Source organism: Pseudomonas sp. Z1-12 (genome assembly GCF_051132015.1).
GTDB classification, from domain to species: Bacteria; Pseudomonadota; Gammaproteobacteria; order Pseudomonadales; family Pseudomonadaceae; genus Aquipseudomonas; species Aquipseudomonas zanjanensis.
Map to the genome: position 1 here is coordinate 4,648,521 of NZ_CP071647.1, position 26,780 is coordinate 4,675,300.

The window sequence follows — 26,780 nt, forward strand, 5'->3', positions numbered from 1 at the left end:
ACACGTCCCCTCACTCTCCATTCAGAGCCGCGCACTAATGAGCCTGTTTTCCGCTGTCGAATTGGCACCCCGCGACCCCATCCTGGGCCTCAACGAAGCTTTCAACGCCGACACCCGTACCAATAAGGTGAACCTGGGGGTGGGCGTTTACTGCAACGAGGAAGGGCGCATTCCATTGCTGCGCGCCGTTGTCGAAGCCGAGACGATTCGCGTGGCTCAGCACGTTTCCCGTGGTTACCTGCCAATCGACGGCATTGCCGCCTACGACCAGGCCGTGCAGACCCTGCTGTTTGGCAAGGACTCGGCACTGATCGCTTCCGGCCGCGTCATCACCACCCAGGCCGTGGGCGGCACCGGCGCACTGAAGATCGGTGCCGACTTCCTCAAGCAACTGCTGCCTGGCGCCGTCGTCGCCATCAGCGACCCGAGCTGGGAAAACCACCGCGCCCTGTTCGAAACCGCCGGCTTCCCGGTGCAGAACTACCGCTACTACGACGCCGCTACCCACGACGTGAACCGCAGCGGCCTGTTGGAAGACCTCAACGCCCTGCCCGACCGTTCGATCGTTGTGCTGCACGCTTGCTGCCACAACCCGACCGGCGTGGACCTGAGCCCGGAAGACTGGAAAAACGTGCTGGCGGTCGTCAAGGCCAAGAACCACGTACCGTTCCTGGACATGGCCTACCAGGGCTTTGGCGAAGGCATCGACGAAGACGCGGCGGCCGTGCGCCTGTTCGCCGAGTCGGGGCTGACCTTCTTTGCCTCCAGCTCGTTCTCCAAATCGTTCTCGTTGTACGGCGAGCGCGTTGGCGCCCTGTCGATCGTCAGTGAATCGAAGGAAGAAAGTGCCCGCGTGCTGTCCCAGGTCAAGCGCGTGATCCGCACCAACTACTCCAACCCGCCAACCCACGGCGCCAGCATCGTCGCCGCTGTGCTCAACAGCCCCGAGCTGCGCGCGCAATGGGAAGCCGAACTGGCCGAAATGCGCCTGCGGATTCGCGGCATGCGCGACCAGATGGTCGACATGTTGGCCAAGGCCGCGCCGCACCACGACTTCAGCTTCGTCGCCCGCCAGAGCGGGATGTTCTCCTACTCCGGCCTGACCGTTGAACAAGTGACGCGCCTGCGCAACGAGTTTGGTATCTATGCCCTGGACACCGGCCGCATCTGCGTGGCCGCGCTGAACCAGAACAACATCGATGCGGTGACCAAGGCCATCGTCCAGGTGATCTGACGCCTCGACGCTGGATGAAAAAAACGGGAAGCCATTGGCTTCCCTTTTTTTGACCTGATGTTTTGTAGCCTGCTTCTGTGGTCTGTTTCTGTGGCCTGCTTCTGTGGCCTGCTTCTGTGGCCTGCTTCTGTGGCCTGCTTCTGTGGCGAGGGAGCTTGCTCCCGCTGGGCTGCGCAGCAGCCCTAAAACCAGCCAACTCGATGTTCCAGGCTGATTAAGCTCAAGCATTTCCTGGGGGCCGCTTCGCAGCCCAGCGGGAGCAAGCTCCCTCGCCACAAAAGCAAAACCACAAAAACAAGGCCACAAAAGCACCGGGCACGGCACTCTCGCTGAAGCTACAGCTCCGTCGCCCGCTGGCTCGCCGCATCGTCATAGATCACATACAACGACTCGGCCACTTGGCTCTTGATCGCCTTGGTGCTTTCCAGCCCCAGGACAAACCCCTCCGCCTTGCCACCGGCACGATTCAGCGCCTCGGCGGTGCTGGCCTGGGTAATGGCGTCGTACAGTTTCTCGGCATGAGGCCCCACGCCCTTGGGCAAACTGATCTGGGCGGTACTCACAGGCACACCTCGGCGCAACGGGCTGTGTGAAGGGGTAACAGATGGTTCATGGCGCGTACCTCAATGTCGGCGAATGGCCGGCAGCGCGTCCTGCCACTTCCGGGCAACCATGGTAGCCCTCTCCCGCCGTTGCGGTAACTGCCAATCGTTGATTGTCCCTCAATGGGCAGCAGGAATGCGCCGCCCGGCAATAGACGCTTGACTTCTCTTTTCCAATCAGTAACATACGCGCCATTCCGCGATAGCTCAGTTGGTAGAGCAAGTGACTGTTAATCACTGGGTCCCTGGTTCGAGTCCAGGTCGTGGAGCCAGACAGCAACACACAAAAAGCCCCTGGATCGAAAGATCCAGGGGCTTTTTTGTGGGCAAAAAACAGGTGGATGGCCATATAAGCCTGGCCGAGGTCGCTGCCGGAACAACAATCCGGCACCAAAAAGGCAATATGGTCCGGATCCTGCTTTCTCTTTCCGACAACCCAAGCTGTCACGTGAGCGTCATGACAGGGCCGCAAACTGGTCCTGTCCGCCAACAACAGCTTCATAAAAACAAGGACGAAGGTATGCCCACACAAAACCCCCATCGCATTGTCGGCCTGTGCACCTCCAGCAAGGTGTACAACGTACTGACCGAACTCAAGCAACTGGAAGGCCACCGCAGCGCCAAATTCCTTTCCCTGCTGGCGGAAAACCTGGTGCGCAAGGGCCTGCTCAATGAGCAGGAAGTGGTGCACATGCTCGATCTGGTCGTCGATTGAGCGGCATCGATTCCTACTATTGAGCCAGTTGATTTTCCGTCCTTCCCCCTGAGCCGTAAGGTAACCCCATCGATTGATGGAGGTTTCCCATGCCCAAGGTTCAAATCATGTCTGTCATTGGCAGCGCCGTCCCCGCCCCACTCCGGGAGCTCGGGTTGCTGGCCTGCTGGTATCTGGTGCAGGACGGCGTGACCATCAGCGGCCCGCTGACTTCACTGCCCGCCGCCGAGGCGCTGTCACAACGTATCGGCCCCTACCTGATGAACGCCTAGGGCAGTTGCACCCGCGGTGAGCCTTCGACAAACAAGGCCCAGCACGACATGAAAAGCGCCGCAATCAGCGGCCCGATCACGAAGCCGTTCAGTCCGAACACTGCCAGCCCACCCAGTGTCGAGACCAGCACCAGGTAGTCGGGCATCTTGGTGTCCTTGCCCACCAGGATCGGCCGCAGGAAATTGTCCACCAGGCCAATCACGAACACCCCGAACAACGTCAACACCACGCCCTGCCAAATCGCTCCCGAGAGCAGGAAATACACCGCCACCGGCGCCCAGACAAGACCTGCCCCCACTGCAGGCAACAATGACAGGAACGCCATCAGCACCGCCCAGGGCAATACCGTCGGGATCCCCAGGATCCAGAAGATCAGCCCACCCAGCGCACCTTGGGTAATGGCGACCAACAGGTTGCCTTTCACGGTAGCCCGCACCACCCGGTTGAATTTCAACTGCAAGCGGCGTTTCTGATGTTCCGCCAAGGGAATGGCCGTGCGCACCTTGCGCACCAGCTCCGCACCGTCGCGCAGAAAGAAGAACAGCAGATAGAGCATCACGAAGAAGCTGACCAGGAACTGAAAGGTACCCTGGCCGAAACTGAAGGCCTGGGTGGCGAAGAATTCGCTGCCCTGCATCGCGCTCTTGACGATCTTGTCACGCAAGCCGCTCAGGTTGCCCAGGCCGAAGCGGTCCAGCAGATGCTGGAAGTACGGCGGCAAGGCATCCTTGAAGCGGGCCAGGTAATCGGCAATGTCCAGCTCACCGCTTTCCAGGCTCTTGTAAAGCGCCGCTCCCTCCTGGACCAGCAACATGCTGATGACAATCACCGGCAGGATCGCGATGACCACACAGATGCTCAAGGTGAACAACGACGTGAGATTGCGGTGCCAACCGAACTTGAACTGCAGGCGGCGCTGCATCGGCGCAAAGACGATACCCAGGATCACCGCCCAAAATACCGCCCCGTAGAACGGCAGCAGAATCCAGATAAAGGCGACCGTGACCAGCACCAGCAGCAACATCTGGGCTTTGTTTTGCAGCATCTTTCGATTCATCAGCTTTCCATGTCCAAAGGCGAGATACACATTAGTCAGCCAGGACTCGCCGGAGTGCCGTCACGCTTGCGTTGTGCCCTTGATCCAAGTCAATAAGGCCTGGCCGACCCTGGCGTACCCTCCGCGCTTTTTGCGACCCGACCCCACCATGACCCTCGCCGCCCCCGAACTGCTGGCACCCGCCGGCACCCTGAAAAACATGCGTTATGCCTTCGCCTACGGTGCCGACGCGGTGTACGCCGGCCAGCCGCGCTACAGCCTGCGGGTGCGCAACAATGAATTCGACCACGGGAACCTGGCCTTGGGCATCGCCGAGGCCCAGGCCATGGGCAAGCGCTTCTACGTGGTGGTGAACATCGCCCCGCACAACGCGAAGCTGCGGACCTTCCTCAAAGACCTCGAACCGGTGATTGCCATGGCACCGGACGCGCTGATCATGTCCGACCCGGGGTTGATCATGCTGGTTCGCCGGCATTTTCCGCAGATGCCAATTCACCTGTCGGTGCAAGCCAACACGGTGAACTGGGCGAGCGTTGAGTTCTGGCAGCAGCAAGGTCTGAGTCGGATCATCCTGTCCCGGGAGCTGTCCCTGGAAGAAATCGCCGAGATTCGCGAGCAAGTCCCGGCCATGGAGCTGGAAGTGTTCGTCCATGGGGCGCTCTGCATGGCCTATTCGGGGCGCTGCCTGCTGTCCGGTTATATGAACAAGCGCGACGCCAACCAGGGCAGCTGCACCAACGCCTGCCGCTGGAAATACTCGGCGCAGCCGGCGGTGGAAAACGCCGTGGGCGACATTGTGCAGAGCTATCAGCCCGAACCGACCCTGGGCCTCGGCAGGCCCACCGACCAGGTGTTTCTGCTCCAGGAAGCCAATCGCCCGGACGAGTCCATGCCGGCCTTCGAGGACGAGCACGGCACCTACATCATGAACGCCAAGGACCTGCGGGCGGTGCAACACGTCGAGCGCCTGGCGCGCATGGGCGTGCATTCCTTGAAAATCGAAGGCCGGACCAAGTCGCACTTCTATTGCGCGCGCACCACCCAGGTGTATCGCCGGGCCATCGATGATGCGGTGGCCGGCCGGGCATTCGATCGCGGCCTGATGACCGACCTGGAGTCCCTGGCCCAGCGTGGCTACACCGAAGGCTTCCTGAGACGCCACGTGCATGACGAGTACCAGAACTACCAGAACGGCAGCTCAGTCTCGGAGCGTCAGCAGTTCGTCGGCGAACTGACCGGCGAACGGCGCGAGCGCCTGGCCGAAGTGCGGGTGAAGAACCGTTTTGGCCTGGGTGATCACATGGAACTGATGACCCCCAAGGGCAACTTTCACTTCGACCTGCATCAATTGCAGGACATCAAGGGCCAGGCCATCGACGTGGCACCGGGGGACGGGCATGTGGTGTACGTGCCGATCCCGGATGCGGTGGATCTGCGGTTTGGGTTGTTGATGCGGGATGTGCGTGAGCCATAGCACTGGCACTGGCACTGATCCGATAATGCGGGCGCAACCAAACAACTGTGGGAGCGAGCTTGCTCGCGATGGCGGTGGGTCAGTCAAATGAATGCTGGCTGATCCACCGCCATCGCGAGCAAGCTCGCTCCCACAAGGTTTTGTTGTGTTTACGTCTGTCAAACCCGGCAGAAACTGCCGAAGGCTGCGATCCTCCGCTTCCGATAGGGCCTGGTAGCCCAGGCGAAAACATCTGGATCGAGAGCGAAAGATCGCAGCCTTCGGCAGCTCCTGCTGCTCCGGGTCAGATCCGGAACTGCCCCACCAGTTGACCCAGGCGCTGGCCCAGGTCGGCCAGGCTGCGGGACGTCTGGGCGCCGAGTTGGGTTTCGTCGGCGACGCTGTCCACGGCCACGGCGATCTGATGCACGCTGCGGTTGATTTCTTCGGCCACGGCGGTCTGTTCTTCGGCGGCGCTGGCGATCTGGGCGTTCATCGAGTTGATGGTGCCGATCAGCTGCGCCATGGTGTCCAGGGAGGCGCCCGCCTCGTTGGCCCGTTCCGAGGTGCCATCGCCGGCCTCGCTGGAACGACGCATCGCTTCCACTGCCGCGTGGGTGCCCGATTGCAGGCGGTCGATCATGCCCTGGATTTCCTGGGTACTTTGCTGGGTCCGGCTGGCCAGGGCCCGCACTTCATCGGCCACCACCGCGAATCCACGCCCCGCCTCGCCGGCACGCGCGGCCTCGATGGCGGCGTTGAGGGCCAGCAGGTTGGTCTGCTCGGCGATCGAACGAATCACCCCGAGCACACTGACAATCGAGGCTACGTCTTGCTGCAGACTGTCCAAGGACACGCCGCTGCTGCGGATATCGTTCACCAGCGCGTGAATCTGTTGGATGCTGCCAGCCACCACGCGCTTGGCCGATTGGCCTTCTTCGTCGGTCTGCTGGGCCGCGACGGCAGCGCCCTGGGCACTGCGAGCGACTTCCTGGGCCGCCGAGGACATCTCGTTGATCGCCGTGGCGACCTGATCGGTTTCGTGGCGTTGACGCTCCATCGCCTGTTCGGAGCGCTGGGCCTGCTCGGAGACTTGGGTCACCAGGCCGGTCAGTTGCGAGGTCATGTCGGTGATCTGCCGCACCAGGCCGTGGATCTTGTCGACGAAGCGGTTGAACGAACCGGCCAACTGGCCCAGTTCATCCTGGCTGGTAATCGCCAGGCGCCGGGTCAGGTCACCCTCGCCCGCCGCGATGTCATCGAGGTTGTCTTTCATCAGGTGCAGGGGACGCAGGATCGTGTTGGCGAGCACCAGGCCCACCACGGCAATCACCAGCAACACCACCGCGGCGATCCCGACAATGCTCAAGATCACGCCTTGCAGGCGATCATGGACCTTGGCTTCCACCAGCGCCACCTGGGCTTCGATGCCGTCCAGGTTGACCGAACTACCGACCGCCAGGTCCCACTTGGGCAGGTATTCGGTGTAGCCGAGCTTGGGTACCAGATCCTTGCTGCCGGGCAGCGGCGAGCTGTATTCCAGGTAATGCGTGCCGTCCTTGGCGACTTTCACCAGGTCGCGGTTGACATAGACACCGTTCGGGTCGCGGTTGTCCTTGAAGCTCTTGCCCACGCCATCGGGGCTGTTGGCCTTGAACAGACGAATGGTCTCGGAGTCGTAGCCAAAGAAATAGCCGTCCTTGCCATAGCTGATGTTCGACAGCAGCTTGATGGCCTGGGCACGCGCCTCGTTATCACCCGGCGCGGCGGCGTCGTAGAGCGGCTTGATCGCGGTCAGGCCCACCGCCACGTAGTTCTGCAGCGTGGCCTTGGCCTCGCTGAGCAGGCGCTCGCGGGTTTGCTGGACTTCTTTACTCGCTTGTTCCTTCAAGATGAAAGCCGTGGTCAGGCTGATGATCACGGCGGACAGCAATACCGGCAGTATCGCAAGGGACAGGACTTTAGCCTTCAGGCTCAGGCGCATGCTGTTCACTCTTGTTGGTGTTATTGGCGTGGTTAGCTGTATTAACGGCAGCGCACGGCAAAACTGTAGGACAAGGTGAACAGGGCTTAAGGGAAGGATTGAATTTAAGGGCCCTATCGCGAGCAAGCTCGCTCCCACAGGGCCCGGTGGTGTTCACACCGATCCACTGTGGGAGCGAGCTTGCTCGCGATGAAGGCGACTCGGTCCCGAGTTACAGGACCATCGCCGCCACCCAACCAAACGCCAGCAGCGGCAGGTTGTAGTGGATGAAGGTCGGGACCACGGTGTCCCAGATGTGATGGTGCTGGCCGTCGATGTTCAGGCCGGAGGTCGGGCCCAGGGTCGAGTCCGAGGCAGGCGAGCCGGCATCGCCCAGGGCGCCGGCGGTTCCGACGATGCAGACGATTGCCAGTGGGCTGAAGCCCAGCTGCAAGCACAGCGGCACGAAAATCGTCGCCAGGATCGGCACCGTGGAAAACGACGAGCCGATGCCCATGGTCACCAGCAGCCCCACCAGCAACATCATCAGCGCGCCGATGCCCTTGTTGTGGCCGATCCAGGCCGCCGAGGCTTCCACCAGGCTCTGGACTTCACCGGTGGCCTTCATCACTTCGGCGAACCCTGAGGCGGCGATCATGATGAAGCCGATCATCGCCATCATCTTCATGCCTTCGGTGAACAGGTCGTCCGTCTCACGCCAGCGCACCACCCCCGACAGCGAGAAAATCAGGAACCCGGCCAGGGCGCCGATGATCATCGAGTCCACCAGCAGCTGGATCGCGAACGCCGCCGCCACCGCAACCCCGGCCACGATCAGGCTCAGCGGGTTGTAGCGCACGGCCACTTGCTCGGCCTTGGCGATCTTCTTCAGGTCATAGACGCGTTTCTTGCGGTACGTGATGAACGACAGCGCCAGGCCAAACACCATGCCCAGTGCCGGGATGCCCATGGCGTGGGTGATATTGATGCCACTGATGTCGACGCCGCTGCGGGCGACATTGGCCAGCAGGATTTCATTGAGGAAGATGTTGCCGAAGCCCACCGGCAGGAACATGTAGGGGGTGATCAGACCGAAGGTCATGACGCAGGCGATCAAGCGACGGTCGAGCTGCAGCTTGGTCAGCACGTAGAGCAACGGCGGCACCAGCAGCGGGATGAAAGCGATGTGGATCGGCAGGATGTTCTGGGAAGCGACCGCGACCGTGCCCAGCAGACCGATCAGCACCCATTTGACGCCCGAGCCACCGGCGACGTCCTGGCGATCGACCAGGGCCAGGGCTTTGTCCGCCAGGGCGTGGGCCATGCCGGACTTGGCAATCGCCACGGCGAAGGCGCCGAGCAAGGCATAGGACAATGCCACCGTCGCACCGCCACCCAGGCCGGCATTGAACGCCTTGAGCGTCGCCTCGATCCCCAGGCCGCCCGTCAGGCCGCCCACCAACGCGCCGATAATCAGCGCGATCACCACATGCACACGGGACAGGCTGAGCACGAGCATGACGCCAACCGCGGCAATTACTGCATTTATCATCGTTACCTCAAAGCACAGCGATGGAAAGCCACCGGACAAAAAGGTCGCGACTTTGCAGCAAGCAGCGGCAAGCTGCAAGGGCCGCGGGGCGGGTTTTCAATGACTTACCCTGTTTGAATCCACCACTGCCCTCTGTGGGAGCGAGCTTGCTCGCGATGGCGGTCTGACAGTCCATGCATCATTGCCTGGCACGGCGCCATCGCGAGCAAGCTCGCTCCCACAGGGGATTGGGGTTCATCCGATACCTTGGGCCCGCAGCCACAGGGGGGCTGTGCAGACCTCAACGCTTGGGCAACTCGATCACAACCTTCAACCCACCCCACTCGCTGTCATCCAACGCCAACAGCCCGCCCCAGGTGTCGACGATGTCCCGTACGATGCCCAGGCCCAGGCCGTGGCCATCGGTCTGTTCGTCCAGTCGCGTGCCGCGGCTGAACACCTGCTCGCGGCGGTCCGCGGGGATGCCCGGGCCATCGTCCTCCACCGCCAGGCTGAACCCTTGGGCGGTTTCGGTCAGGGTCAGGCGCACCTCGGCATCGGCCCATTTGCAGGCGTTGTCCAGCAGGTTGCCCAGCAGTTCCAGCAAGTCTTCACGGTCCCAGGGCAGGTGCAGGCCCGGTGGGGCGACGTAGCTCAGGTGCAGGTGCTCGCCATGGATCATGTTCAGCGTGGCCAGCAGCCCTGGCAGTTCGGCGTCGCAGTCCAGGTGCGCGCCGGGCAAGGCATCGCCGGACAGCCGGGCACGGTTGAGTTCGCGGTTGAGGCGCTGGCGGACCTGCTCCAATTGGTCGAGCAACAGTTTGCGCAGCTCGGGATAGGGGTCGAGCTTCTCGTTCGATGCCAGGCTTTGCAGCACCGCCAGTGGGGTTTTCAAGGCATGGCCGAGGTTGCCCAGGGCGTTGCGCGAACGCTTGAGGCTGTCTTCGGTGTGGGCCAGCAGATGGTTGATTTGCGCGACCAACGGTTCAAGCTCCCGTGGCACCTGTTCGTCCAGTTGCGTGCGCTGCCCGCGCTGCAACTGGGCGATCTGCTCCCGGGCCCGATCCAGCGGACGCAAGGCCCGGCGCACGGTGATGCGTTGCAGCAACAGAATCAGCAACAGCCCCGCCAATCCGAGCCCGAGGCCGACCTGTTGCATCCGGCGAAAGCTGTCACGCACCGGCGTATAGTCCTGGGCCACGCTGATGGAAATCGCCTGGCCCAGCCGCCGATAGTCGGTACGCAGCACCAGCAGCTTCTGGCCCTCCGGGCCCAGTTGCAGATTGCTGTGCAAGCCTGGGTGGTCGAGCCGGGGCAACTCCTGGTCCCACAGCGAGCGGGAACGCCAGTGCACATCGGCAAAATCGATGCGGAAATAATGCCCGGAGAACGGTCGCTGATAGGCCGGCGACAGGCGCCGTTCATCCAGTTGCAAGCCTTGCGGGCCGCGCACCAGGGCCACCAGCAGGTTTTCGCTGTCGTTGCGCAGTCCGGCTTCCAGGTAACGCTGCAAGCCCAGCTCGAACAACCACAGGCTGGTTTGCGCCAGGATCAGGCCGACCACCACCATCACACCGATCAGGCCCAGGCTCAGGCGCCGCTGGATGGATCTCACTGCGCCTGCCCGCCGAACAGGTAACCCTGGCCGCGACGGGTTTCGATCACGCTGCGTCCCAGCTTGCGCCGCAGGTGATTGACATGAACTTCCAGCACGTTGGAATCGCGCTCGGTCTCACCGTCGTACAGGTGTTCGGCGAGATGGCTTTTGGAAAGGATCTGTTCGGGATGGAGCATGAAATAGCGCAACAGGCGAAACTCGGCCGCCGTGAGCTGGATGTCGGTGCCGTCGCGGACCACGCACTGGCGACTCTCATCCAGGTGCAACCCGGCGGCCTTGAGCGTCGGCTGGTTGACCTGTCCATGGGAGCGGCGCAACAGTGCCTGGATCCGCAAGTGCAGTTCTTCAGGATGAAACGGCTTGGTCAGGTAGTCGTCGGCACCGGCCTTGAGGCCTTCGATGCGCTCGGCCCAGGACCCTCGGGCGGTGAGGATCAACACCGGCGTCGCCAGGCCGCCAGCGCGCCACTGGGCCAACACGTCGAGCCCCGGCACACCCGGCAGGCCGAGGTCGAGGATGATCAAGTCGTAGGGCTCGCTGCTGCCTTGGTACACCGCGTCGCGACCGTCGGCGAGCCAATCGACGGCGTACCCTTGCCGTGCAAGCCCGGCCATCAATTCGTCCGCCAGGGGCACGTGGTCTTCCACCAGAAGCAGGCGCATCAGTCTTCCTTATCTTTGAGTAAACGGCCGGTCTTGGCCTCCAGGTCCAGTTCGCGCACGACGCCGTCGGTGTCCAGCAGCTCGACTTCGTAAATATAGACGCCGTGTTTCTCCTCCAGCTCGGCTTCTAGCAGTTTGGCGCCCGGGTGGCGGTCCAGCGCCTGTTGCAACAGATGCTCCAGCGGCAGGATAACGCCCTGTTGGCGCAGTTGCAGGGCCTCGTCCTGGTCCAGGTCACGGGCCACGGCCAGCGAACAAAACGCCAGCAACGCCAGCGCCCATCGGCTGCGGGCGCATAAATTAAGCTTCATTACAGATCCTGATGATTCTTGAGTACCTTGCCGTTGGTGGCGTCCAATTCCAGGTCCCACTCGATGCCCTTCGTATCGCGCAGGTCCACCTGGTAAATGTACTTGCCGTACGCTTCCTCCAACTCGGTCTCGGACAAGGTGGCGCCAGGGTGCTTGGCCAAGGCGGCGGCGTTGAGTTTTTCGACGGACAGGATGGTACCAGCGTCTTGCAGTTTGCGGGCTTCGTCCTCGCCCAGGTCTCGTGCGTGAGCCAGGCTCGTACCAAGGGCCATGAGGGTCGCGATGAAAAAGGCAGTCAGGCGGTTCATGGGTTGTCTCCTTTTTATAATCTTTGCCGGGGGACTGTATCGGGGTGAACTTAACTGAAACTGAATGGCCATCATGGAACCCACATCAACAGTGTGGGAGCGAGCTTGCTCGCGATAGCGGCAGCACATCCAACATCTTTACAGACTGACCCACCGCCTTCGCGAGCAAGCTCGCTCCCACAGGGTTTTGTGTCGTTATAATCAGCCGCCTACCCGTATTCGAGACCGGTATGACCGCTATCCATATCAAGTTTCCCGCCCTCACCCTCAAGGCCGGCCCCCGTGCGTTCGGACGGATTCGCCAGGCCGGCTTGAACGCCGTCGACGTCGGCATCCTGCCGGGCGCCGCCGGTGGCCCCAAGGCCCTGGGCATCCAGGGGCTCGATCTTGCGCTGTTCGGCGAATGGCTACCCGCCGCGCCCCGGGAGCGCTCGCTGATCGGGGCCTCGGTGGGGGCGTGGCGCTTCGCCAGTGCCTGCCTGCCGGATGCCGCCGAAGGGATCCGACGCCTGGGCACTTTGTACAACGAACAAAGCTTCGCCAAAGGCGTGACCATGGCCGGGGTCAGCCAGAGTTCGCAGCGCATGCTCGATGACTTGCTCGACGGCCGCGACACTTCGATCCTCGACAACCCGCGATACCGGCTCAACATCATGGTCGTCAAGAGCCACGGTCTGCTCGCCCAGGATCATCGCGGCCGGCTGGGCCTGGGATTGTCGTCGGTGATCGCCGACAACCTGCGGGGCCGTGGGCGGTTGTCGCGGCATTTCGAACGGTTGATCATCCATGACCCGCGCCTGGCCCCGCCCCTGCATCCGCTGAATGACTTTCCGTCGCGCTTCGTGCCGCTGGCGGCCGGCAACCTGCGCCAGGCCCTGCTGGCCTCGGGCTCGATCCCGATGGTCATGGAAGGCGTGCGCGACCTGCCGGGTGCCGGTGCCGGCACCTTCCGCGACGGCGGTTTGCTGGACTATCACCTGGACTTGCCGTACAGCGGCGAGGATATCGTACTGTACCCGCACTTCACCGACCGGGTCATTCCCGGCTGGTTCGACAAGGGCCTGCCGTGGCGCCGGGGCAACGTCGAACGCCTGCAGGACGTGTTGCTGCTGGCTCCATCCCGGGAATACCTGGCGCGCCTGCCCTACGGCAAGCTGCCGGACCGCAACGATTTCAAGCGTTTCATGGGCGATGACCCGAGCCGTCGCAAGTATTGGCGCACGGCGATGGATGAGAGCCGGCGGCTCGGTGATGAGTTTCTGGAGCTGACGGCCAACGGTGGCTTGGGCGAGCGTTTGCTGACCCTTTAGTCAGCACGGTCGCGCAACGCCGTGATCAAACTGATAAACTCCGCCGCCTGCCTCGCGACCGATATCTAAAGAGCCCGAACCTGTGGAAATCTTCAAAGAGTTTACCTTCGAATCCGCCCACCGCCTGCCCCACGTGCCGGACGGCCACAAGTGCGGCCGCCTTCACGGTCACTCGTTCAAGGTGGCGATCCACCTGAGCGGCGATATCGATCCGCACACCGGCTGGATTCGCGACTTCTCGGAGATCAAGGCGATCTTCAAACCGCTCTACGAGCGCCTGGACCACAACTACCTCAACGACATCCCTGGCCTGGAAAACCCTACCAGCGAAGTCTTGGCCAAGTGGATCTGGAATGAGTTGAAGCCGTTGCTGCCGGAACTCAGCGCCATCCGCATCCACGAGACCTGCACCAGCGGTTGCATCTACCACGGCGAATAAGACAGGTGCTGCTTCCTGGCCTGGGAGCCTTCTGTGGCGAGGGAGCTTGCTCCCGCTGGGCTGCGAAGCAGCCCCCTCCAAAAGGCCACTCAATCCACCTGAAACACCGCGCCGCCAGGTTATCAGGGCCGCTTCGCGCCCCAGCGGGAGCAAGCTCCCTCGCCACAAGGGTGTCTCCCCTGCTGAATCGCATTGGCCTATGCTTGGTCCCCTGAGCCATTTTCAGGGGAGTATCGAGCATGACCCACTGGCCGCTGGATCAAACCTACGAGTTCAACGGACACCCTATCCGCTACGCCATCCACGGCGATGGCCCGCCGCTGGTGTTCGTCCACGGCACGCCCTTCTCTTCCTACGTGTGGCACCGCGTCGCCCCGCTGTTCTTCGCCACCCACCGGGTGCATTACTTCGACCTGCTGGGGTATGGCCAGTCCGCCCAGCCCGATGCCGACGTGTCCCTCGGTGTGCAAAACCATCTGCTTGCGCAATTGCTGGAGCACTGGGGCCTGGATTGCCCGGACGTGGTGGCCCATGACTTCGGCGGCGCCACGGTCCTGCGTACCCACTTGCTCAACGGCAAGGACTATCGCAGCCTGACCCTGATCGATCCTGTGGCGCTGTCGCCCTGGGGTTCGCCCTTCGTGCAGCATGTCCGCCAGCACGAAGCGGCCTTCAGCGGCCTGCCCGACTACATCCAGCGGGCCATCGTGCCGACCTATATTCGCGGCGCGATCAAACGGGACATCCCGGACGCCGAACTGGCGCCCTACGTGCAACCATGGCTTGGCGAACCGGGCCAGGCGGCGTTCTACCGGCAGATCGCCCAGATGGACGAGCGCTATACCCGCGAGGTCGAAGGCCTGTACCCGACCGTGCGCTGCCCGACCCAGATCCTCTGGGGCGAGGAGGACCAGTGGATCCCCATCGAGCGCGGCCGGGCCCTGCACCGGCTGATTCCAGGAGCACAACTGCACGCGGTGCCGAATGCCGGGCATCTGGTCCAGGAAGACGTGCCGGAAGCGGTGGTGGCGGCAGTGTTGCGGTTCCTGGCGTTGCCCCCAACCTAAAGCCCCCGGCATTCCACTGTGGAAGCGAGCTTGCTCGCGATGGCGGTGTGTCAGTTGATAGCTATGTGGCTGACCTGACGCCATCGCGAGCAAGCTCGCTCCCACAAGGAAAACTGCATAAGTCACAGAATTGTGTTCCAACTTGAATCACCACCGCACCGCTTTCGCCCCCTTCGCCCACCCAATCCCCAGGATTGTCTATACATAACCTCACGCTCACCCGTTTGGCACGGCCGCTGCACGCTTGCGACATCCCCTCATCCGCAAGGACCGCCACATGACTCAGAACGATCCGGGCAATGACTATCCCCTGAGCGAAGTACCGCTGCACGCGCGCAAGGGCCTGGCCTCCACGGCCATGGTGCTGCTGGGTTTCACCTTTTTCACCGCCACGATGTTTGCCGGTGGCAAGCTCGGCGTGGCGTTCAGTTTTGCCGAGATGCTCACGGTCATCGTCATCGGTAATCTGCTGCTGGGCCTCTATGCCGCCGGCCTGGGTTACATCGCCTTCAAGAGCGGGCTCAATTCGGTATTGATGGGCCGTTTCTGTTTCGGCGAGGTGGGCAGCAAGCTCAGTGACTTGATCCTGGGGTTCACCCAGATCGGCTGGTACGCCTGGGGCACGGCGACAGCCGCGGTGGTGCTGGGCAAGTATTTCGAATTGGGCCAGGGCACGGTGCTGTGGCTGATGGTGCTGTTCGGCCTGGGGTTCTGTGCCACGGCCTATGTCGGTTATCGTGGCCTGGAAATTCTCTCGTACCTCGCCGTGCCGGCCATGATGTTGCTGCTGATGCTGTCGATGTGGGTCGCCACGGTGAAGGTCGGTGGCTTCGAGGGCTTGCTGGCGGTGGTGCCCACCGGCAGCCTCGATTGGTCCACGGCCATCACCCTGGTGTTCGGCACCTTCGTCAGCGGCGCGACCCAGGCCACCAACTGGACGCGGTTCTCCCGCTCGGCGAAGGTCGCGGTGCTGGCGAGCCTGATCGGTTTTTTCCTGGGCAACGGTTTGATGGTGCTGATCGGCGCCTACGGGGCCATCGTCTATCAACAACCGGACGTGGTCGAAGTGTTGCTGCTGCAAGGCTTCGCCACGGCGGCGATGGCGATGCTGCTGCTCAACATCTGGAGCACCCAGGACAACACTATCTACAACTTCGCCGTGGCGGGCTGCAACCTGCTGCGCACCCGCCGGCGCAGAGCCGTGACCCTCGGCGGCGCGGTGATCGGCACGTTGCTGGCGCTGCTGGGCATGTATGACCTGCTGGTGCCATACCTGATTCTGCTGGGCACCGTGATACCGCCCATTGGCGGGGTGATCATGGCCGATTTCTTCTTCCGCTGGCGCGGCCGTTATCCGCGCCTGGCCGAAGCCCGGTTGCCGGCGTTCAACTGGCCGGGCCTGGCGGCCTATGGGTTCGGCACGCTCGCCGCGTTCAATTCGCCGTGGGTCGCGCCACTGGTAGGAATCGCCACCGGCGCGCTAACGTATGTGCTATTGATCGGCGTAATGGGTACCCGCACCGCTGACGCGCCCCTACAAGACCTATAAAGGATTCGCCCGATGCACATCATCAACGCCCGCCTGCGCAACCGCGAAGGCTTGCATGAACTGCACCTGGAAAACGGCCTGATCGCCAGCATCGCCCGCCAGACCGAGGCCCCCAGCCTCGGCCCGGAAGACCTCGACGCCGGCGGCAACCTGGTGGTCCCGCCCTTCGTCGAACCGCACATCCACCTGGACGCCACCCTCACTGCCGGCGAGCCGCGCTGGAACATGAGCGGCACGTTGTTCGAAGGCATCGAGTGCTGGGGCGAACGCAAGGCCACCATCACCCAGGAAGACACCAGCACCCGCGCCAAGAAAACCATCCAGGCCCTCGCCGCCCATGGCATCCAGCATGTGCGCACCCACGTCGACGTGACCGACCCCGAACTCACCGCCCTCAAGGCAATGCTGGAGGTGCGCGAGCAAAGCCGTCACCTGATCGACATGCAGATCGTCGCGTTCCCCCAGGAAGGCATCGAGTCCTACCGCAACGGCCGCGAGCTGATGGAAGAAGCGATCCGCATGGGTGCCGACGTGGTGGGCGGCATTCCCCACTTCGAATACACCCGCGACCAGGGCGTCAGCTCGGTGAAGTTCCTCATGGACCTGGCCGAACGTACCGGGTGCCTGGTGGATGTGCATTGCGACGAAACCGACGACCCGCATTCGCGTTTTCTCGAAGTGCTCGCCGAAGAAGCCCGCAGCCGCGACATGGGCGCCCGCGTCACCGCCAGCCATACCACGGCGATGGGCTCCTACGACAACGCCTATTGCGCCAAGCTGTTCCGCCTGCTCGGGCACTCGGGCATCAGTTTTGTCTCTTGCCCGACCGAAAGCATCCACCTGCAAGGCCGCTTCGACACCTTCCCCAAACGCCGCGGCGTCACCCGGGTCAATGAGCTGCTCGAAGCCGGGATGAATGTGTGTTTCGGCCAGGACTCCATCGTTGACCCGTGGTACCCATTGGGCAACGGCAACATCCTGCGGGTGCTGGAAGCGGGGCTGCATATCTGCCACATGCTCGGCTATCGCAACCTGCAAAGCGCCCTCGACCTGGTCACCGACAACAGCGCCAAGGCCATGAACCTGGGCGAGCGCTACGGACTGGACCCCGGCCGCCCGGCGAACTTGCTGATCCTTTCAGCGGACAGCGATTACGAAGTGATTCGCAGCCAAGGGTTGCCGCTCTACTCGATTCGCAATGGCGAAGTGCTGATGAAGCGGCAAATGCCGGTGGTGGAGTTTGCCCACCAGCCTGGCTGACTGCCACAGGGAATCTGTGTCATACATTCATTTTGTGCCCGCCGAATACCTACTGTGGGAGCGAGCCTGCTCGCGATGGCGGTGGGTCAGCTGCATTGATGTTGGATGTACTGCCGCTATCGCGAGCAAGCTCGCTCCCACAGGGGATCTGTGTCGTACATTCATTTTTTGCTCGCCGAATATCTACTGTGGGAGCGAGCTTGCTCGCGATGGCGTCGTTGGCCGCGCCGCACCAAACAACCTGACCCGCACCAGCTCCCCCGCCTCCTCCTCCAACAAGATCGGCGCAGTACCGCCGGGCATCACCACCCTCACCGCCCCCGCCTTCACCCAACCCACCCGCCAGGCGGCACTGGCCACGGCGCTGGCGCTGGTGCCCGAGGACGCGGTAGGGCCTTCGCCCCGCTCAAACACCCGGGCGGCGATCTGCCCTTCGGCCTCGAGCCTGGCCCATTGCAGATTCACCCCCCTGGGGCATGGAACACCAGCCCCACCGGGCGCCGCATAAGCGATGCGGGTCAAGCCCCGTGACAGCGCCGCAGCACGCATCTGCGCATTGCTTGGCAGCGCCTCGGCACCCTCCACCAACGTCACGCAATGCGGATTGCCCATGCTCACGAACTGACTGTTGCCCCACGCCGGGTCCAACCGTTCAAGCGCCGCCACACGGCTGACATCACGCTGGTTGAACATCACCCGCTCGACCTCCTGGGCGCCAACGGCCTGGGGCCCGAACAGCGGTTTGCCCAGGTCCAGCCAGAAACCTTGCACCCCTTCGAATCCAGCGGCGCGAACCGAGGTGTGCAGCGGAGACAAGCCGTCGGGTTTATCGTGATGAACCTGCAGCACGCAATCACCAGGCGCCGCCATCAAGCCTTGTTCTTGCAGGGCCTGGGAGAAAATCGTCAAGCCATTGCCACTGCGCTCGGCCAATGTCCCGTCGGTATTGACGATCAACAGATCAAAGGGTGGCTCATTCTGGAACGGGCCAATCAGCAAACCATCACTGCGATGGGCCTTGGCATCCGGCGGCGCTTCGCCCGGCGTCCAGGCGCAGAAGACGTGCACGGCCGCCGTTGCCCAGGATTCGCGAGCCTGTGCGGCCTCGGCGGCTGACTGGGGCAGAGCAATGCCGTGATCACGCACTTGCTGCGGTGAAACGACCCCATAAATATTGCCGCGTGCGTCATAGAACAGTGCCATGCATCGGGTCCGGAAGAAGCCAGGAGGAGCCGGTAGTTTAGGCGAAACCTGCTTCATACACTTAAATCGCCGCGTCGTAACCTGTCAGGTTCGACAGGTGCGCTGCTGCCTGGGGAACCCGTACCGTAGGCACGCAAGCTCCCAACACAAGGAGGCCCCATGAACAGCAAACATCCCTCCAAGCCCATGGCCGAGCTCTACCGCGAAGGCCGAAAACATTTCATCGAGCTGGTGCCGGACGGCGGCGCACGACTCGACGCGCTGTTCCATACCGCGCCGGCGCTCGGCGAACTGGCGGTCGGCGTGGTGTACGGTCACTTGCAGAGTCGCCCAGGCCTGGACCCGCGCCTGCGAGAGGCCGCGACACTGGCCGCCATCGTCGCGGCCGGCATGACAGGCCCGCCCTTGAGCGTGCACTTCAAGACCGGCATGGCCTCGGGCCTGGCTTCGGGAGAAATGGTCGAACTGGTGACGCAGGCTTCGGCGTTCACCGGGTTCCCCAGGGCGGTCGCTACAGCCGATCAACTCAATCGGTTATTCGAAGAAGCCGGCCTTGTCTCGCCACCGCCGCCAACGCCGCGAGAAGTGACGCTGGCGTTTTGCGAAAGCGTGCGCAAGGGCCGGGCCCCCATCCGGGTCTCCCTCCAGATCAAGCGATTGTTGCGCCAGGCCCAACGCTTGTCGGCCCAGGCAACGTCGGCCCGAAACGTGATTGTTGAATGTTTCGATGACCAGCAGGCAATCCCCATCGCGCTTATTTACTTTGAGGTGGAGGCGGACCACGTGGTGAGCATCAGGCTGTTCAAGGAGTAGTGACCCAGTGTTCAAGGAGAGTACGTCAGGCCGTCGGCACCTTGGGGTCGCGGTGCGGTCAGTGGATATGCAAGCATAGGCCCCCTGCCTGCATCACCGCACCGCACCGCACGAAAGCCAAGGACGTTTCATGACTGCCATTACGCCCCCGCCCACCTTTATTCCCGGACGCCTGGAACAGATGTCCACCCGCATCGCCTATCTCATCGCCGGCATCGGCATCGCCGCCTGGGCGCCGCTGGTGCCTTACGCCAAGGTGCGGGCGAACCTGGATGAAGGCACCCTCGGCTTGCTGCTGCTGTGCCTTGGGGTCGGGTCGATCCTGGCAATGCCGATTTCCGGTGCGCTGGCGACGCGGTTCGGCTGCCGTCGGGTGCTCAGCGGCGGCACGATCCTGATCTGCCTGGCGTTGCCGTTGCTGGCGACGATGACCTCCCTGCCCTGGCTGGTGGCTGCGCTGTTCCTGTTTGGCGCCGGGCTCGGCACCGTGGACTCGACCGTGAACCTGCAAGCGGTGATCGTCGAGCGGGCCAGCGGCAAGACCATGATGTCGGGTTTCCACGGCATGTTCAGCCTGGGCGGGATCATTGGCGCAGCCGGGGTGAGCGCCCTGCTCGGCCTGGAACTTTCGCCGCTGGGGGCGACGTTGGTGGTCAATGGGGTGCTGTTGGTGGCGTTGTTCAAGGCGGCGCCGCACCTGTTGCCGTATGGCAGTGAAAGCTCGGGACCGGCGTTTGCCATTCCCCATGGCGTGGTGCTGTTTATCGGCATCCTGTGTTTCATCGTGTTCCTGGCTGAAGGCGCGGTGCTGGACTGGAGCGCGGTGTTCCTGACCACCGAGCGCGCGGTGGATACCGCCTATGCCGGGTTGGGTTATGCCGCGTTCGCGCTGACCATGACCGTCGGGCGCCTGACCGGCGACGCGGTGGTGCATCGCCTGGGCGCCAAGCGCGTGATCATCTATGGCGGGTCGATCGCTGCGGCGGGGTTCCTGCTGGCGACCCTCGCACCGATGTGGCAAGCCGCGTTGCTGGGGTATGCATTGGTGGGCGCCGGCTGTTCGAACATCGTGCCGGTGTTGTACACCGCTGTCGGCAAACAGACCCTGATGCCGGAAGCGATCGCCGTGCCGGCCATCACCACCATCGGCTACGCCGGCATCCTCGCCGGCCCGGCGCTGATCGGTTTCGTCGCCCATGGCAGCAGCTTGAGCATTGCCTTCGGGCTGATTGCGCTATCGCTGGTGGCGGTGGCGGCCAGTGGGAAAGTGTTGAAGGTCTGAGGCCTGGCACCGCTTGTTGAGGCCTCATCCCATTCCCTGTGGCGAGGGAGCTTGCTCCCGCTCGGCTGCGAAGCAGTCGTGAACCTGTGGATGCGGTGTTCAGTAGGTTTTGGGGCTGCTTCGCGGCCCAGCGGGAGCAAGCTCCCTCGCCACAGGATGGTACTCAGCCCCAAGAACTGTATTTCAGCCCCTGGAAATTGAGTCCAGAGGAGCCTGATCCTCGATCAGAACCCCACACTCGCCTGCACAAAGAACGTACGCGGTGCGCCAACGTAAATGCCCGAGTTGTTGTCGCTGGAGCGGGTGTAGTACTGGTGGTCGAACAGGTTTTTCACCCCGGCGCCGACTTTCAGGTTCGACAGTTGCTCGCCGAAGTCATAGCCGGCGCGCACGTTCCAGAGCACATAACCCGGCATGTCGCCGTATTGCCCATCGGCGGTGCCATCGGTGATGTAGTCGCCGCTGAAGCTGCCATCGGCGTTCACGCTGTTGCCCGGCGAGCGTTGCTTGGACTGGGCGAAGGCGTCGAGGTTGTAGGTCCAGCGATTGACCTCGTACCGCAGGCCCATGTTGGCCACCTGGCGGGAATAGAACGGCAGGTCACGGCCCTTGAAGCTGGGGATCTCACCTTCGTAAGTCGCCCGGGTGTAGGTGAAACCGGCGGTGGCGGTGAGGCCTTCGAGGCGAGGGTCGAGCGCGGCCATGTCGTAGTGCACGGAAGCTTCCAGGCCCTGGTGCTTGGTGGCGCCCATGTTGGTCCAGCCCACGTCGTTGCTGATGTATTGCAGCTCGTCGTCGAAGTCGATGTAGAACAGCGTCACTTCCCCGCCCCACACGTCATCGTTGTACCGCGTACCGATCTCGTAGGTCTTGGCCTTTTCCGGGCTCAAGCCGTTGGCGGTGTTGTTGCCGTCGCCGCCCTGGCCGAGCTGGAAGTATTGCAGGCTGCCGAACGAGGTTTCGTAGTTGGCGAACAACTTCCAGGCGTCCGACAGGTGATACATCACGCTCAGGGCCGGCAGCGGCTCGTTGCTGTCGATGCTGCGGCGTTTTTCCTGCACGGGACGGCCGGCGGTGTCGAGCACCGGACGGTCGTGCCATTCGGTGCTGATGCTTTCGAAGCGGATGCCCGGGGTGATGGTCCATTTGCCGACATCGATCTTGTCATCGATATACACCGCGTGGGCTTCAGTGCCGCCGGTACGGTCCTGGTAGACGTGGCCGTCGGAACCCGGGCCCACCACTGGCTTGTTATCCACCAACGCCAGGCGGCTAGCCTCTTCGTGCATGCCTTCCTTCAAGTAGCGATAACCGACGCTGGCTTCCTGGGTGGTGGGCCCCAGGTCGAACACGTGGGAGACCCGAGGTTCGATGCCGAAGGTGTAATAGGTGCGCGGGTAGGACACCAGGTTGCGCTGGTCCCGGGAGGCAATGGTGCTGCCACGGTAGCTGTCGGAGTAATAGGTCAGCACCTCGGCCTGGGTGCGCTCGTTGATCTCGCGGATCCATTTGAACGACACGTCCTTGCGCCGGCCGCTGAAGTTGTCCCAGTCGCGGTCGGACTGGTACGGGTCCGCATCGTATTGGGCCTGTTTCAGACCACCGGGCATGTCGGCCTTGGCGTCGTAGTAGTGAAAATTCAGTGAGAAGTCGTCGACGTCGGTCGGTGCCCAATGGGTCTTGAGGATCACGTCGTCGATGTCGTTGCCGTTGTTGCTCTGGCGATAGCCGTTACCGTTGACGCCCGAATACAACAGCGCCACGCCCAGGCCGTTGTCGGCGGTGCCACCGAGGAAGGCCGTGTCGATGTGCTTCCAACCGCCGCGCTGGGAGGTTTCCAGGGTGGTGCCGATTTCACCGGTGGCTTTTTCCGGAATGGCACGGGTCACGAAGTTGATCACCCCGCCAACGTTCTGCGGCCCGTAGCGCACGGACCCGGCGCCGCGCACCACGTCGATGCTGTCCAGGTTGCCCGAGGAAATCGGCGCCATGGACAGTTGCGGCTGGCCGTAGGGCGCGAATGCCGCCGGTACGCCGTCGATCAACACCGTGGAGCGTGGCGACAAGCGCGAGGTCAGGCCGCGCACGCCGACGTTCAGGGAAATATCGCTGCCGCCGGTGCCGTTGGCGTCCTGGACCTGCACACCCGGTACGCGCCGCAGCACATCGCCGACATTCATGGCGCCCTGCTCCACCATCGCTTCGCGGCGGATCACCGTACGCGCACCGGCGTGGTTCTGCACCACCTCGGCATTGGCGTCGCCGAGCCAGTCACCGACCACCTGGATCTCAGTGGCACCCAGTTCCAGCGGGCCAGCGTTGGAGGCCGAGGGCGCCGGCAACACGGTCGCCGAACCATTATCGATCTGGTATTGCAGGCCGCTGCCCTGGAGCAATTGGCGCAAGGCCGCTTCCGGGGACAGGTTGCCGTCCACCGCCGGCGCTTGCTTGCCCGCCACCAGCTCGGGGCTGAAGAACACCTGCAACGCGGTTTGCTGGCCGAGCTGGCTCAAGGCTTGGCCCAACGGCTGCGCCTGGATGTGAATGGCGGTGGCGGCCTGGTCGGCGAACGCCTGGGGCACTGCGGCGCTGACCGCCAGGGTCAGGGCCAGCGGCAGCCAGCGTGCCGGGGTACGGTTGTGGTGTTTGGCGGTTTTTTTCACGTCGAACCTTGTCCTGTTGATCGCAAGAATACGCGTCTGTTAATGCAAACCAGTTGCAGTTGGACAAGAAGACGATGAACTCGGAAAAAACCTGAATTTATTTCGAAATTATTTCCTGGCTGCCGTCATCCAGCGTGCGCACGGCCACCGGCAGAATGTTCGGCAGCGCCTTGAGCAGTGCCTCGGGATCGTCGGCGCGGAACACGCTGGTCAGGCGCAGGTTGCCCACCGCCGCGCTGCCGACCCGCAGGGGCTGGGTGCGATAGCGGGAAACTTCTTCAACCACATCCTTGAGCGGCGCGTTGTCGAACACCAGCTTGCCGCTGCGCCAGGCGGTGAGCGCCTCGGCGTTGACCGCGTAAGGCGTGGTGACTTGGCCTTGGGCATCAATCTGGGTGCCGAGACCCGCCGTCAGGCTGACGAACTGAGCCGGGGGCGCGGCGCGTCCCTGGACCTTGACGCTGCCCTGGGCCACCGCGACCCGAGTCCTGTCGGCGTCACGGCGCACATCGAAGCGCGTTCCGGTGACCGTCACCTGGCCGTTGCCCGTCTCGACGGTGAAGGGCCGGCCCGCATCATGCTCGACCGTGAACAAGGCCTCGCCTTCGGCCAGTTCCACCCGGCGTTGACGGTGTGCGAATTCAATCCGCACGCGGCTGCGGCTGTTGAGGTCGATCACCGAGCCGTCCGGCAGGGCAATATGTCGACGCTCGCCGAAGGCGGTGGCGTATTCGCCGCTGTAGTCGGTGGAAGAACTCAAGCCGCTGAACAGCCCCAACCCCAGGGCCACCGCGAACAATCCGGCGGCAACGGCGTAGCGCAACAGCGGCCGACGCTTGGGACGTTCGGCAGGTGGTTCGCACAAGGCTTGCAGGCGTTCCTTGGGCAGCAGGTCGGTGGCGCTCCAGATGCCCTGGAGCACCTGGATTTCGTCGCGGTGGTTGGCATGTTCGTCCAGCCAGGCGCTGAAAGCCTGGCGCTCTTCGATACTCATGGCGGGCGCTTGCAAACGCACGAACCAATGCGCCGCCGCGTCGCGAACCCTGTCCTGCCCGCACGGGCATTCACGGCTATCCATCATGGAAGGTCCTGTGGCTCAGGTGAAAGAGGGCGACGGATCATTGGCCTGGTCCGTCCAGGCGATCGCGCAGATGCCGCAGGGTGCGGATCATATACTTTTCCACCATGTTTTTTGACAGGCCCAGGCGCTCGGCGATTTCCGCCTGGGTCAGGCCTTCGATCTTCTGCCAGACGAACACCGTGCGGCAGTTGGCAGGCAGCTCGGCAAGCGCCCGCTCGATGGAGTCCGCCAGTTGGATCGCATGCATGAAATGCTCCGGGTCGCCCGAAAACGACTGACCAGGGTCGATGACAGCCTCTTCCATGGCCCCCCGTCGATCTTCGCGCCGATAGCCATCCACTGCAATGTTGCGCGCCGTCTGATGCAAATAGGCCCGCGGCTGCTCCACCTCGCTCGAATCGGCCTCAAGCACCCGTACGAAGGTGTCGTGGGCCAGATCCTCGGCCTGCTGGCGATTGCGCAGGCGACGGGTCCAGGTGCCGATCAACTCTTCGTAATGCTCGAAAAAGCCGGGTCTGCGGGGCAGCTTGGGAGTCATCACGGCGCGCTGTGGAAACGGGGCGTGAATAGTAATGCTTCCTATTAATAGGAAGCAAACGCCGTCCGACCGCCTGACATAAAAATAATGTGGGAGCGGGCTTGCTCGCGAAGGCGGCAGCACATTCGAGAATGATGTCGCCTGACACGCCGCTTTCGCGAGCAAGCCCGCTCCCACAGGGGCCAGCGCTAACCGCGATTAAACTAGAACCGGCACACCGCCGCCGCGCCCGTGTCGGTCGGCATCACGTGCTCGGGTGGAATCACCACCACTTCGCCCCCCTGCCGGGTCACGGCCAGGATCAGTTCGTCCAGTACATCCGGGGCCAGTTCGTCACCGCTCTCGTCAATCAGCAACCGCCCCTTGTCCGGGTCGAGCTGGCCAGGAACCTGGCGCTCGGCCTCCACCAGCAGCAGCGCGACGCGGCCTTCCCAGGCGGCCTTGGCGATGTCGGCCAGGTTATCCAGTGCCCGTCCCTGCCCCACCGCGATGCCGTAGCGATTCAAGCTGTCGACAACGTGATCGGCATAGCTGTGGGCCATGAGCTTCGAGCAGTGGACACGCAACGCCTCGACGCCAAGCCTGGACGGGTCAATCTCGACCCCTTGGGCCAGCAGTTGCGAGTTGTGGCTGACGGCACGGAACACGGCCTGGTTTTCCGGCAGGGCCACCAGGATCATCGGCAGCCCTGAAGGTTGCGAATGGTATTGCAGGATCGCTTTATCCACGACGCGGAAAAAGCGCTCGCGGTCGAGGTTGATTTCGTCCTGCTTACCGCCGCCGGCGGCCTCATGCATCATCGCATCGCCACGCTCGCCACTGCGGCTGAAACCGTTAGGAAAACCCTGTTGGTTGCCCGGGGTCAGCTCGTCGCCCAGGGCCTCGTTCTGGTTGCGCGGCACCTGCTCGGCCAGCTCGATTTTCTCTAGCTGCTCCGAGGAGCCTTCATACAGCCAGACTTCGTTGCGGGTCAGGCACAGTGCTTGATAACGGTCCGTGGATTGGACCAGCCGCAACAACGGCTTGAGATAAGGGTGACTGTTGGCGACGGCACGTTGCGGCAAGCGCTGATTCACCGCAATGACTTTGAAGTAGTCGCGGGCGCCGAACACCGCAATGCCGTCCCGATTGGAGTTCCAGAAGTCCTGGTCGTCCACCAACGCGTGAAAAGACTGAAGCAACGGCGCACCGTCAAGGTCCGGGTGCTGTTGCTCCAGTTGCGTCTGCAGATCACGCACCAGGTTCTTGTAGCGAATCGGGTCCTGGCTGCGTTCAGGGAATGTACGGTGCGTGGGCATGTACAACGAAAGGCTCGGCTGTTCGTCGAACGCCAGGAGTTCGGCCAATACCTGCCGGTTGAAAGGTTGATGAGCGGTCATGATCGCCTCCTTATTCTTTGCCACGCGCCTCTTGGTTTTCGAGGAAATCTTCCTCCAGCATCGCGTCCACCACCTCGGGTGGCGCTTCATCGGTGGGCGCAGTCACGCGTCCCATCGGTTCGACGGCGGGGTTGAGTTTGCCGATCTGATGATCGAGCGCGTGCAGCATTTTTTCGGCGGCGCCCTCCACGGCCAGTTCGAGGCTTGCGGCCTTGTGGGAGACCGACATCGGCGAGAGGCCTTGCAGGCGTGCCTCGATCTGGCAGCGCTTGTCGGCAGCGCCGCCCTTTTGGGCATTCTCATCGCTGACATGAACTTCAATCCGGGCCAGTTGACCCTCGAAACGCTGCAGTGTGTCCACCACCGTACCGCCCACCCACTCCTGCAGGCGGGCGCTGCCTTCGATATCGTTGCTATTGACTTGAACTTGCATGATCGACTCCTTTGCAAAAGACGGCTGACGCCGCCT

General features: G+C 62.9%; 25 protein-coding genes, 1 tRNA gene and 1 pseudogene. 12 read left to right on the forward strand and 15 right to left on the reverse strand.

The window, feature by feature from the left end; all coding sequences use genetic code 11:
* The first annotated feature begins 37 nt into the window (after positions 1-37).
* Positions 38-1,234: an amino acid aminotransferase gene (locus J3P85_RS20055; protein WP_250965490.1), complete on the forward strand. Its 1,197-nt coding sequence runs from the start codon at positions 38-40 to the stop codon at positions 1,232-1,234.
* A gap of 335 nt (positions 1,235-1,569) precedes the next feature.
* Here J3P85_RS20055 and J3P85_RS20060 read toward each other — a convergent pair whose 3' ends face one another.
* Entirely contained in the window at positions 1,570-1,797 is a 228-nt protein-coding gene (locus J3P85_RS20060; protein ID WP_014337443.1) for a hypothetical protein, read from the reverse strand.
* 235 nt (positions 1,798-2,032) lie between these two features.
* Here J3P85_RS20060 and J3P85_RS20065 point away from each other — a divergent pair.
* The 3 genes from J3P85_RS20065 to J3P85_RS20075 all read left to right on the forward strand — a co-directional run bounded on the left by J3P85_RS20065 (position 2,033) and on the right by J3P85_RS20075 (position 2,823).
* A tRNA-Asn gene (locus tag J3P85_RS20065) sits at positions 2,033-2,108 on the forward strand.
* Positions 2,109-2,356: 248 nt separating this feature from the next.
* Positions 2,357-2,551, forward strand: a complete 195-nt coding sequence (locus tag J3P85_RS20070) for a hypothetical protein (RefSeq protein ID WP_003203896.1) — start codon at positions 2,357-2,359, stop codon at positions 2,549-2,551.
* A gap of 89 nt (positions 2,552-2,640) precedes the next feature.
* Positions 2,641-2,823 (forward strand): hypothetical protein, encoded by a 183-nt coding sequence (locus J3P85_RS20075; protein WP_186708722.1) that lies wholly within the window; start codon positions 2,641-2,643, stop codon positions 2,821-2,823.
* Here J3P85_RS20075 and J3P85_RS20080 read toward each other — a convergent pair.
* Complete coding sequence (locus J3P85_RS20080; RefSeq protein WP_434703164.1) at positions 2,820-3,881, reverse strand: AI-2E family transporter; 1,062 nt, start codon at positions 3,879-3,881, stop codon at positions 2,820-2,822. The two genes, J3P85_RS20075 and J3P85_RS20080, sit on opposite strands and share 4 nt — an antisense overlap.
* A gap of 148 nt (positions 3,882-4,029) precedes the next feature.
* Here J3P85_RS20080 and yegQ point away from each other — a divergent pair, with 148 nt between their 5' ends.
* Complete coding sequence (gene yegQ, locus J3P85_RS20085; protein WP_434703165.1) at positions 4,030-5,355, forward strand: tRNA 5-hydroxyuridine modification protein YegQ; 1,326 nt, start codon at positions 4,030-4,032, stop codon at positions 5,353-5,355.
* A 283-nt stretch (positions 5,356-5,638) separates the two neighbouring features.
* On the opposite strand, the gene J3P85_RS20090 is transcribed toward yegQ, so the two are convergent.
* The 7 genes and pseudogenes from J3P85_RS20090 to J3P85_RS20120 all read right to left on the reverse strand — a co-directional run bounded on the left by J3P85_RS20090 (position 5,639) and on the right by J3P85_RS20120 (position 11,727).
* Entirely contained in the window at positions 5,639-6,460 is an 822-nt protein-coding gene (locus tag J3P85_RS20090) for a methyl-accepting chemotaxis protein (protein ID WP_370873826.1), read from the reverse strand.
* 84 nt (positions 6,461-6,544) lie between these two features.
* Positions 6,545-7,318, reverse strand: a pseudogene (locus J3P85_RS20095) (cache domain-containing protein); the annotation flags it as partial.
* 211 nt (positions 7,319-7,529) lie between these two features.
* Positions 7,530-8,846, reverse strand: coding sequence for a Na+/H+ antiporter NhaC family protein (locus J3P85_RS20100; RefSeq protein WP_186708740.1), 1,317 nt, complete (start codon positions 8,844-8,846; stop codon positions 7,530-7,532).
* 283 nt (positions 8,847-9,129) lie between these two features.
* Positions 9,130-10,443 (reverse strand): sensor histidine kinase, encoded by a 1,314-nt coding sequence (locus J3P85_RS20105; protein ID WP_434703167.1) that lies wholly within the window; start codon positions 10,441-10,443, stop codon positions 9,130-9,132.
* Positions 10,440-11,108 carry a response regulator transcription factor gene (locus J3P85_RS20110; RefSeq protein WP_053123507.1) on the reverse strand — a complete coding sequence of 223 codons (669 nt, stop codon included), beginning with the start codon at positions 11,106-11,108 and terminating at the stop codon, positions 10,440-10,442. Before J3P85_RS20110 ends, J3P85_RS20105 begins: the two co-directional genes overlap by 4 nt.
* Positions 11,108-11,419, reverse strand: coding sequence for a PepSY domain-containing protein (locus J3P85_RS20115; protein ID WP_411385183.1), 312 nt, complete (start codon positions 11,417-11,419; stop codon positions 11,108-11,110). Before J3P85_RS20115 ends, J3P85_RS20110 begins: the two co-directional genes overlap by 1 nt.
* Positions 11,419-11,727 (reverse strand): PepSY domain-containing protein, encoded by a 309-nt coding sequence (locus tag J3P85_RS20120; RefSeq protein WP_434703169.1) that lies wholly within the window; start codon positions 11,725-11,727, stop codon positions 11,419-11,421. Before J3P85_RS20120 ends, J3P85_RS20115 begins: the two co-directional genes overlap by 1 nt.
* A gap of 230 nt (positions 11,728-11,957) precedes the next feature.
* On the opposite strand from J3P85_RS20120, the gene J3P85_RS20125 reads away from it, so the two are divergent.
* The 5 genes from J3P85_RS20125 (at position 11,958) to codA (ending at position 17,352) form a co-directional block, all read left to right on the forward strand.
* A complete protein-coding gene (locus J3P85_RS20125) occupies positions 11,958-13,037 on the forward strand; it encodes a patatin-like phospholipase family protein (protein ID WP_411385185.1) in 1,080 nt (359 codons plus the stop codon).
* A gap of 82 nt (positions 13,038-13,119) precedes the next feature.
* Positions 13,120-13,476, forward strand: a complete 357-nt coding sequence (queD, locus tag J3P85_RS20130) for a 6-carboxytetrahydropterin synthase QueD (protein ID WP_003203918.1) — start codon at positions 13,120-13,122, stop codon at positions 13,474-13,476.
* A 239-nt stretch (positions 13,477-13,715) separates the two neighbouring features.
* On the forward strand, positions 13,716-14,543 hold the full coding sequence (locus J3P85_RS20135; protein ID WP_434703171.1) for an alpha/beta fold hydrolase: 828 nt from the start codon (positions 13,716-13,718) through the stop codon (positions 14,541-14,543).
* 277 nt (positions 14,544-14,820) lie between these two features.
* A complete protein-coding gene (codB, locus tag J3P85_RS20140; RefSeq protein WP_434703172.1) occupies positions 14,821-16,092 on the forward strand; it encodes a cytosine permease in 1,272 nt (423 codons plus the stop codon).
* Positions 16,093-16,104: 12 nt separating this feature from the next.
* A complete protein-coding gene (gene codA, locus J3P85_RS20145; RefSeq protein ID WP_434703173.1) occupies positions 16,105-17,352 on the forward strand; it encodes a cytosine deaminase in 1,248 nt (415 codons plus the stop codon).
* Between the two features lie 183 nt (positions 17,353-17,535).
* On the opposite strand, the gene J3P85_RS20150 is transcribed toward codA, so the two are convergent.
* Positions 17,536-18,555 (reverse strand): diaminopimelate epimerase, encoded by a 1,020-nt coding sequence (locus J3P85_RS20150; protein ID WP_434703174.1) that lies wholly within the window; start codon positions 18,553-18,555, stop codon positions 17,536-17,538.
* 159 nt (positions 18,556-18,714) lie between these two features.
* Here J3P85_RS20150 and J3P85_RS20155 point away from each other — a divergent pair, with 159 nt between their 5' ends.
* Both J3P85_RS20155 and J3P85_RS20160 read left to right on the forward strand, forming a co-directional pair.
* The gene (locus J3P85_RS20155; protein WP_434703175.1) at positions 18,715-19,368 is read left to right on the forward strand and encodes a carboxymuconolactone decarboxylase family protein; all 654 of its coding nucleotides are present in this window, start codon (positions 18,715-18,717) and stop codon (positions 19,366-19,368) included.
* 130 nt (positions 19,369-19,498) lie between these two features.
* Positions 19,499-20,650 (forward strand): MFS transporter, encoded by a 1,152-nt coding sequence (locus J3P85_RS20160; RefSeq protein ID WP_434703176.1) that lies wholly within the window; start codon positions 19,499-19,501, stop codon positions 20,648-20,650.
* Positions 20,651-20,874: 224 nt separating this feature from the next.
* Here the strand turns inward: J3P85_RS20160 and J3P85_RS20165 are convergent, their stop codons facing one another.
* The 5 genes from J3P85_RS20165 to J3P85_RS20185 all read right to left on the reverse strand — a co-directional run bounded on the left by J3P85_RS20165 (position 20,875) and on the right by J3P85_RS20185 (position 26,744).
* Positions 20,875-23,313, reverse strand: coding sequence for a TonB-dependent siderophore receptor (locus tag J3P85_RS20165; protein ID WP_434703177.1), 2,439 nt, complete (start codon positions 23,311-23,313; stop codon positions 20,875-20,877).
* A gap of 97 nt (positions 23,314-23,410) precedes the next feature.
* The gene (locus tag J3P85_RS20170) at positions 23,411-24,394 is read right to left on the reverse strand and encodes a FecR family protein (RefSeq protein WP_434703179.1); all 984 of its coding nucleotides are present in this window, start codon (positions 24,392-24,394) and stop codon (positions 23,411-23,413) included.
* A gap of 37 nt (positions 24,395-24,431) precedes the next feature.
* Complete coding sequence (locus tag J3P85_RS20175; RefSeq protein ID WP_434703180.1) at positions 24,432-24,932, reverse strand: sigma-70 family RNA polymerase sigma factor; 501 nt, start codon at positions 24,930-24,932, stop codon at positions 24,432-24,434.
* A 203-nt stretch (positions 24,933-25,135) separates the two neighbouring features.
* Complete coding sequence (locus J3P85_RS20180; RefSeq protein ID WP_434703182.1) at positions 25,136-26,311, reverse strand: hypothetical protein; 1,176 nt, start codon at positions 26,309-26,311, stop codon at positions 25,136-25,138.
* A 10-nt stretch (positions 26,312-26,321) separates the two neighbouring features.
* Positions 26,322-26,744 (reverse strand): HPF/RaiA family ribosome-associated protein, encoded by a 423-nt coding sequence (locus tag J3P85_RS20185; protein WP_250963153.1) that lies wholly within the window; start codon positions 26,742-26,744, stop codon positions 26,322-26,324.
* Positions 26,745-26,780: the final 36 nt, after the last annotated feature.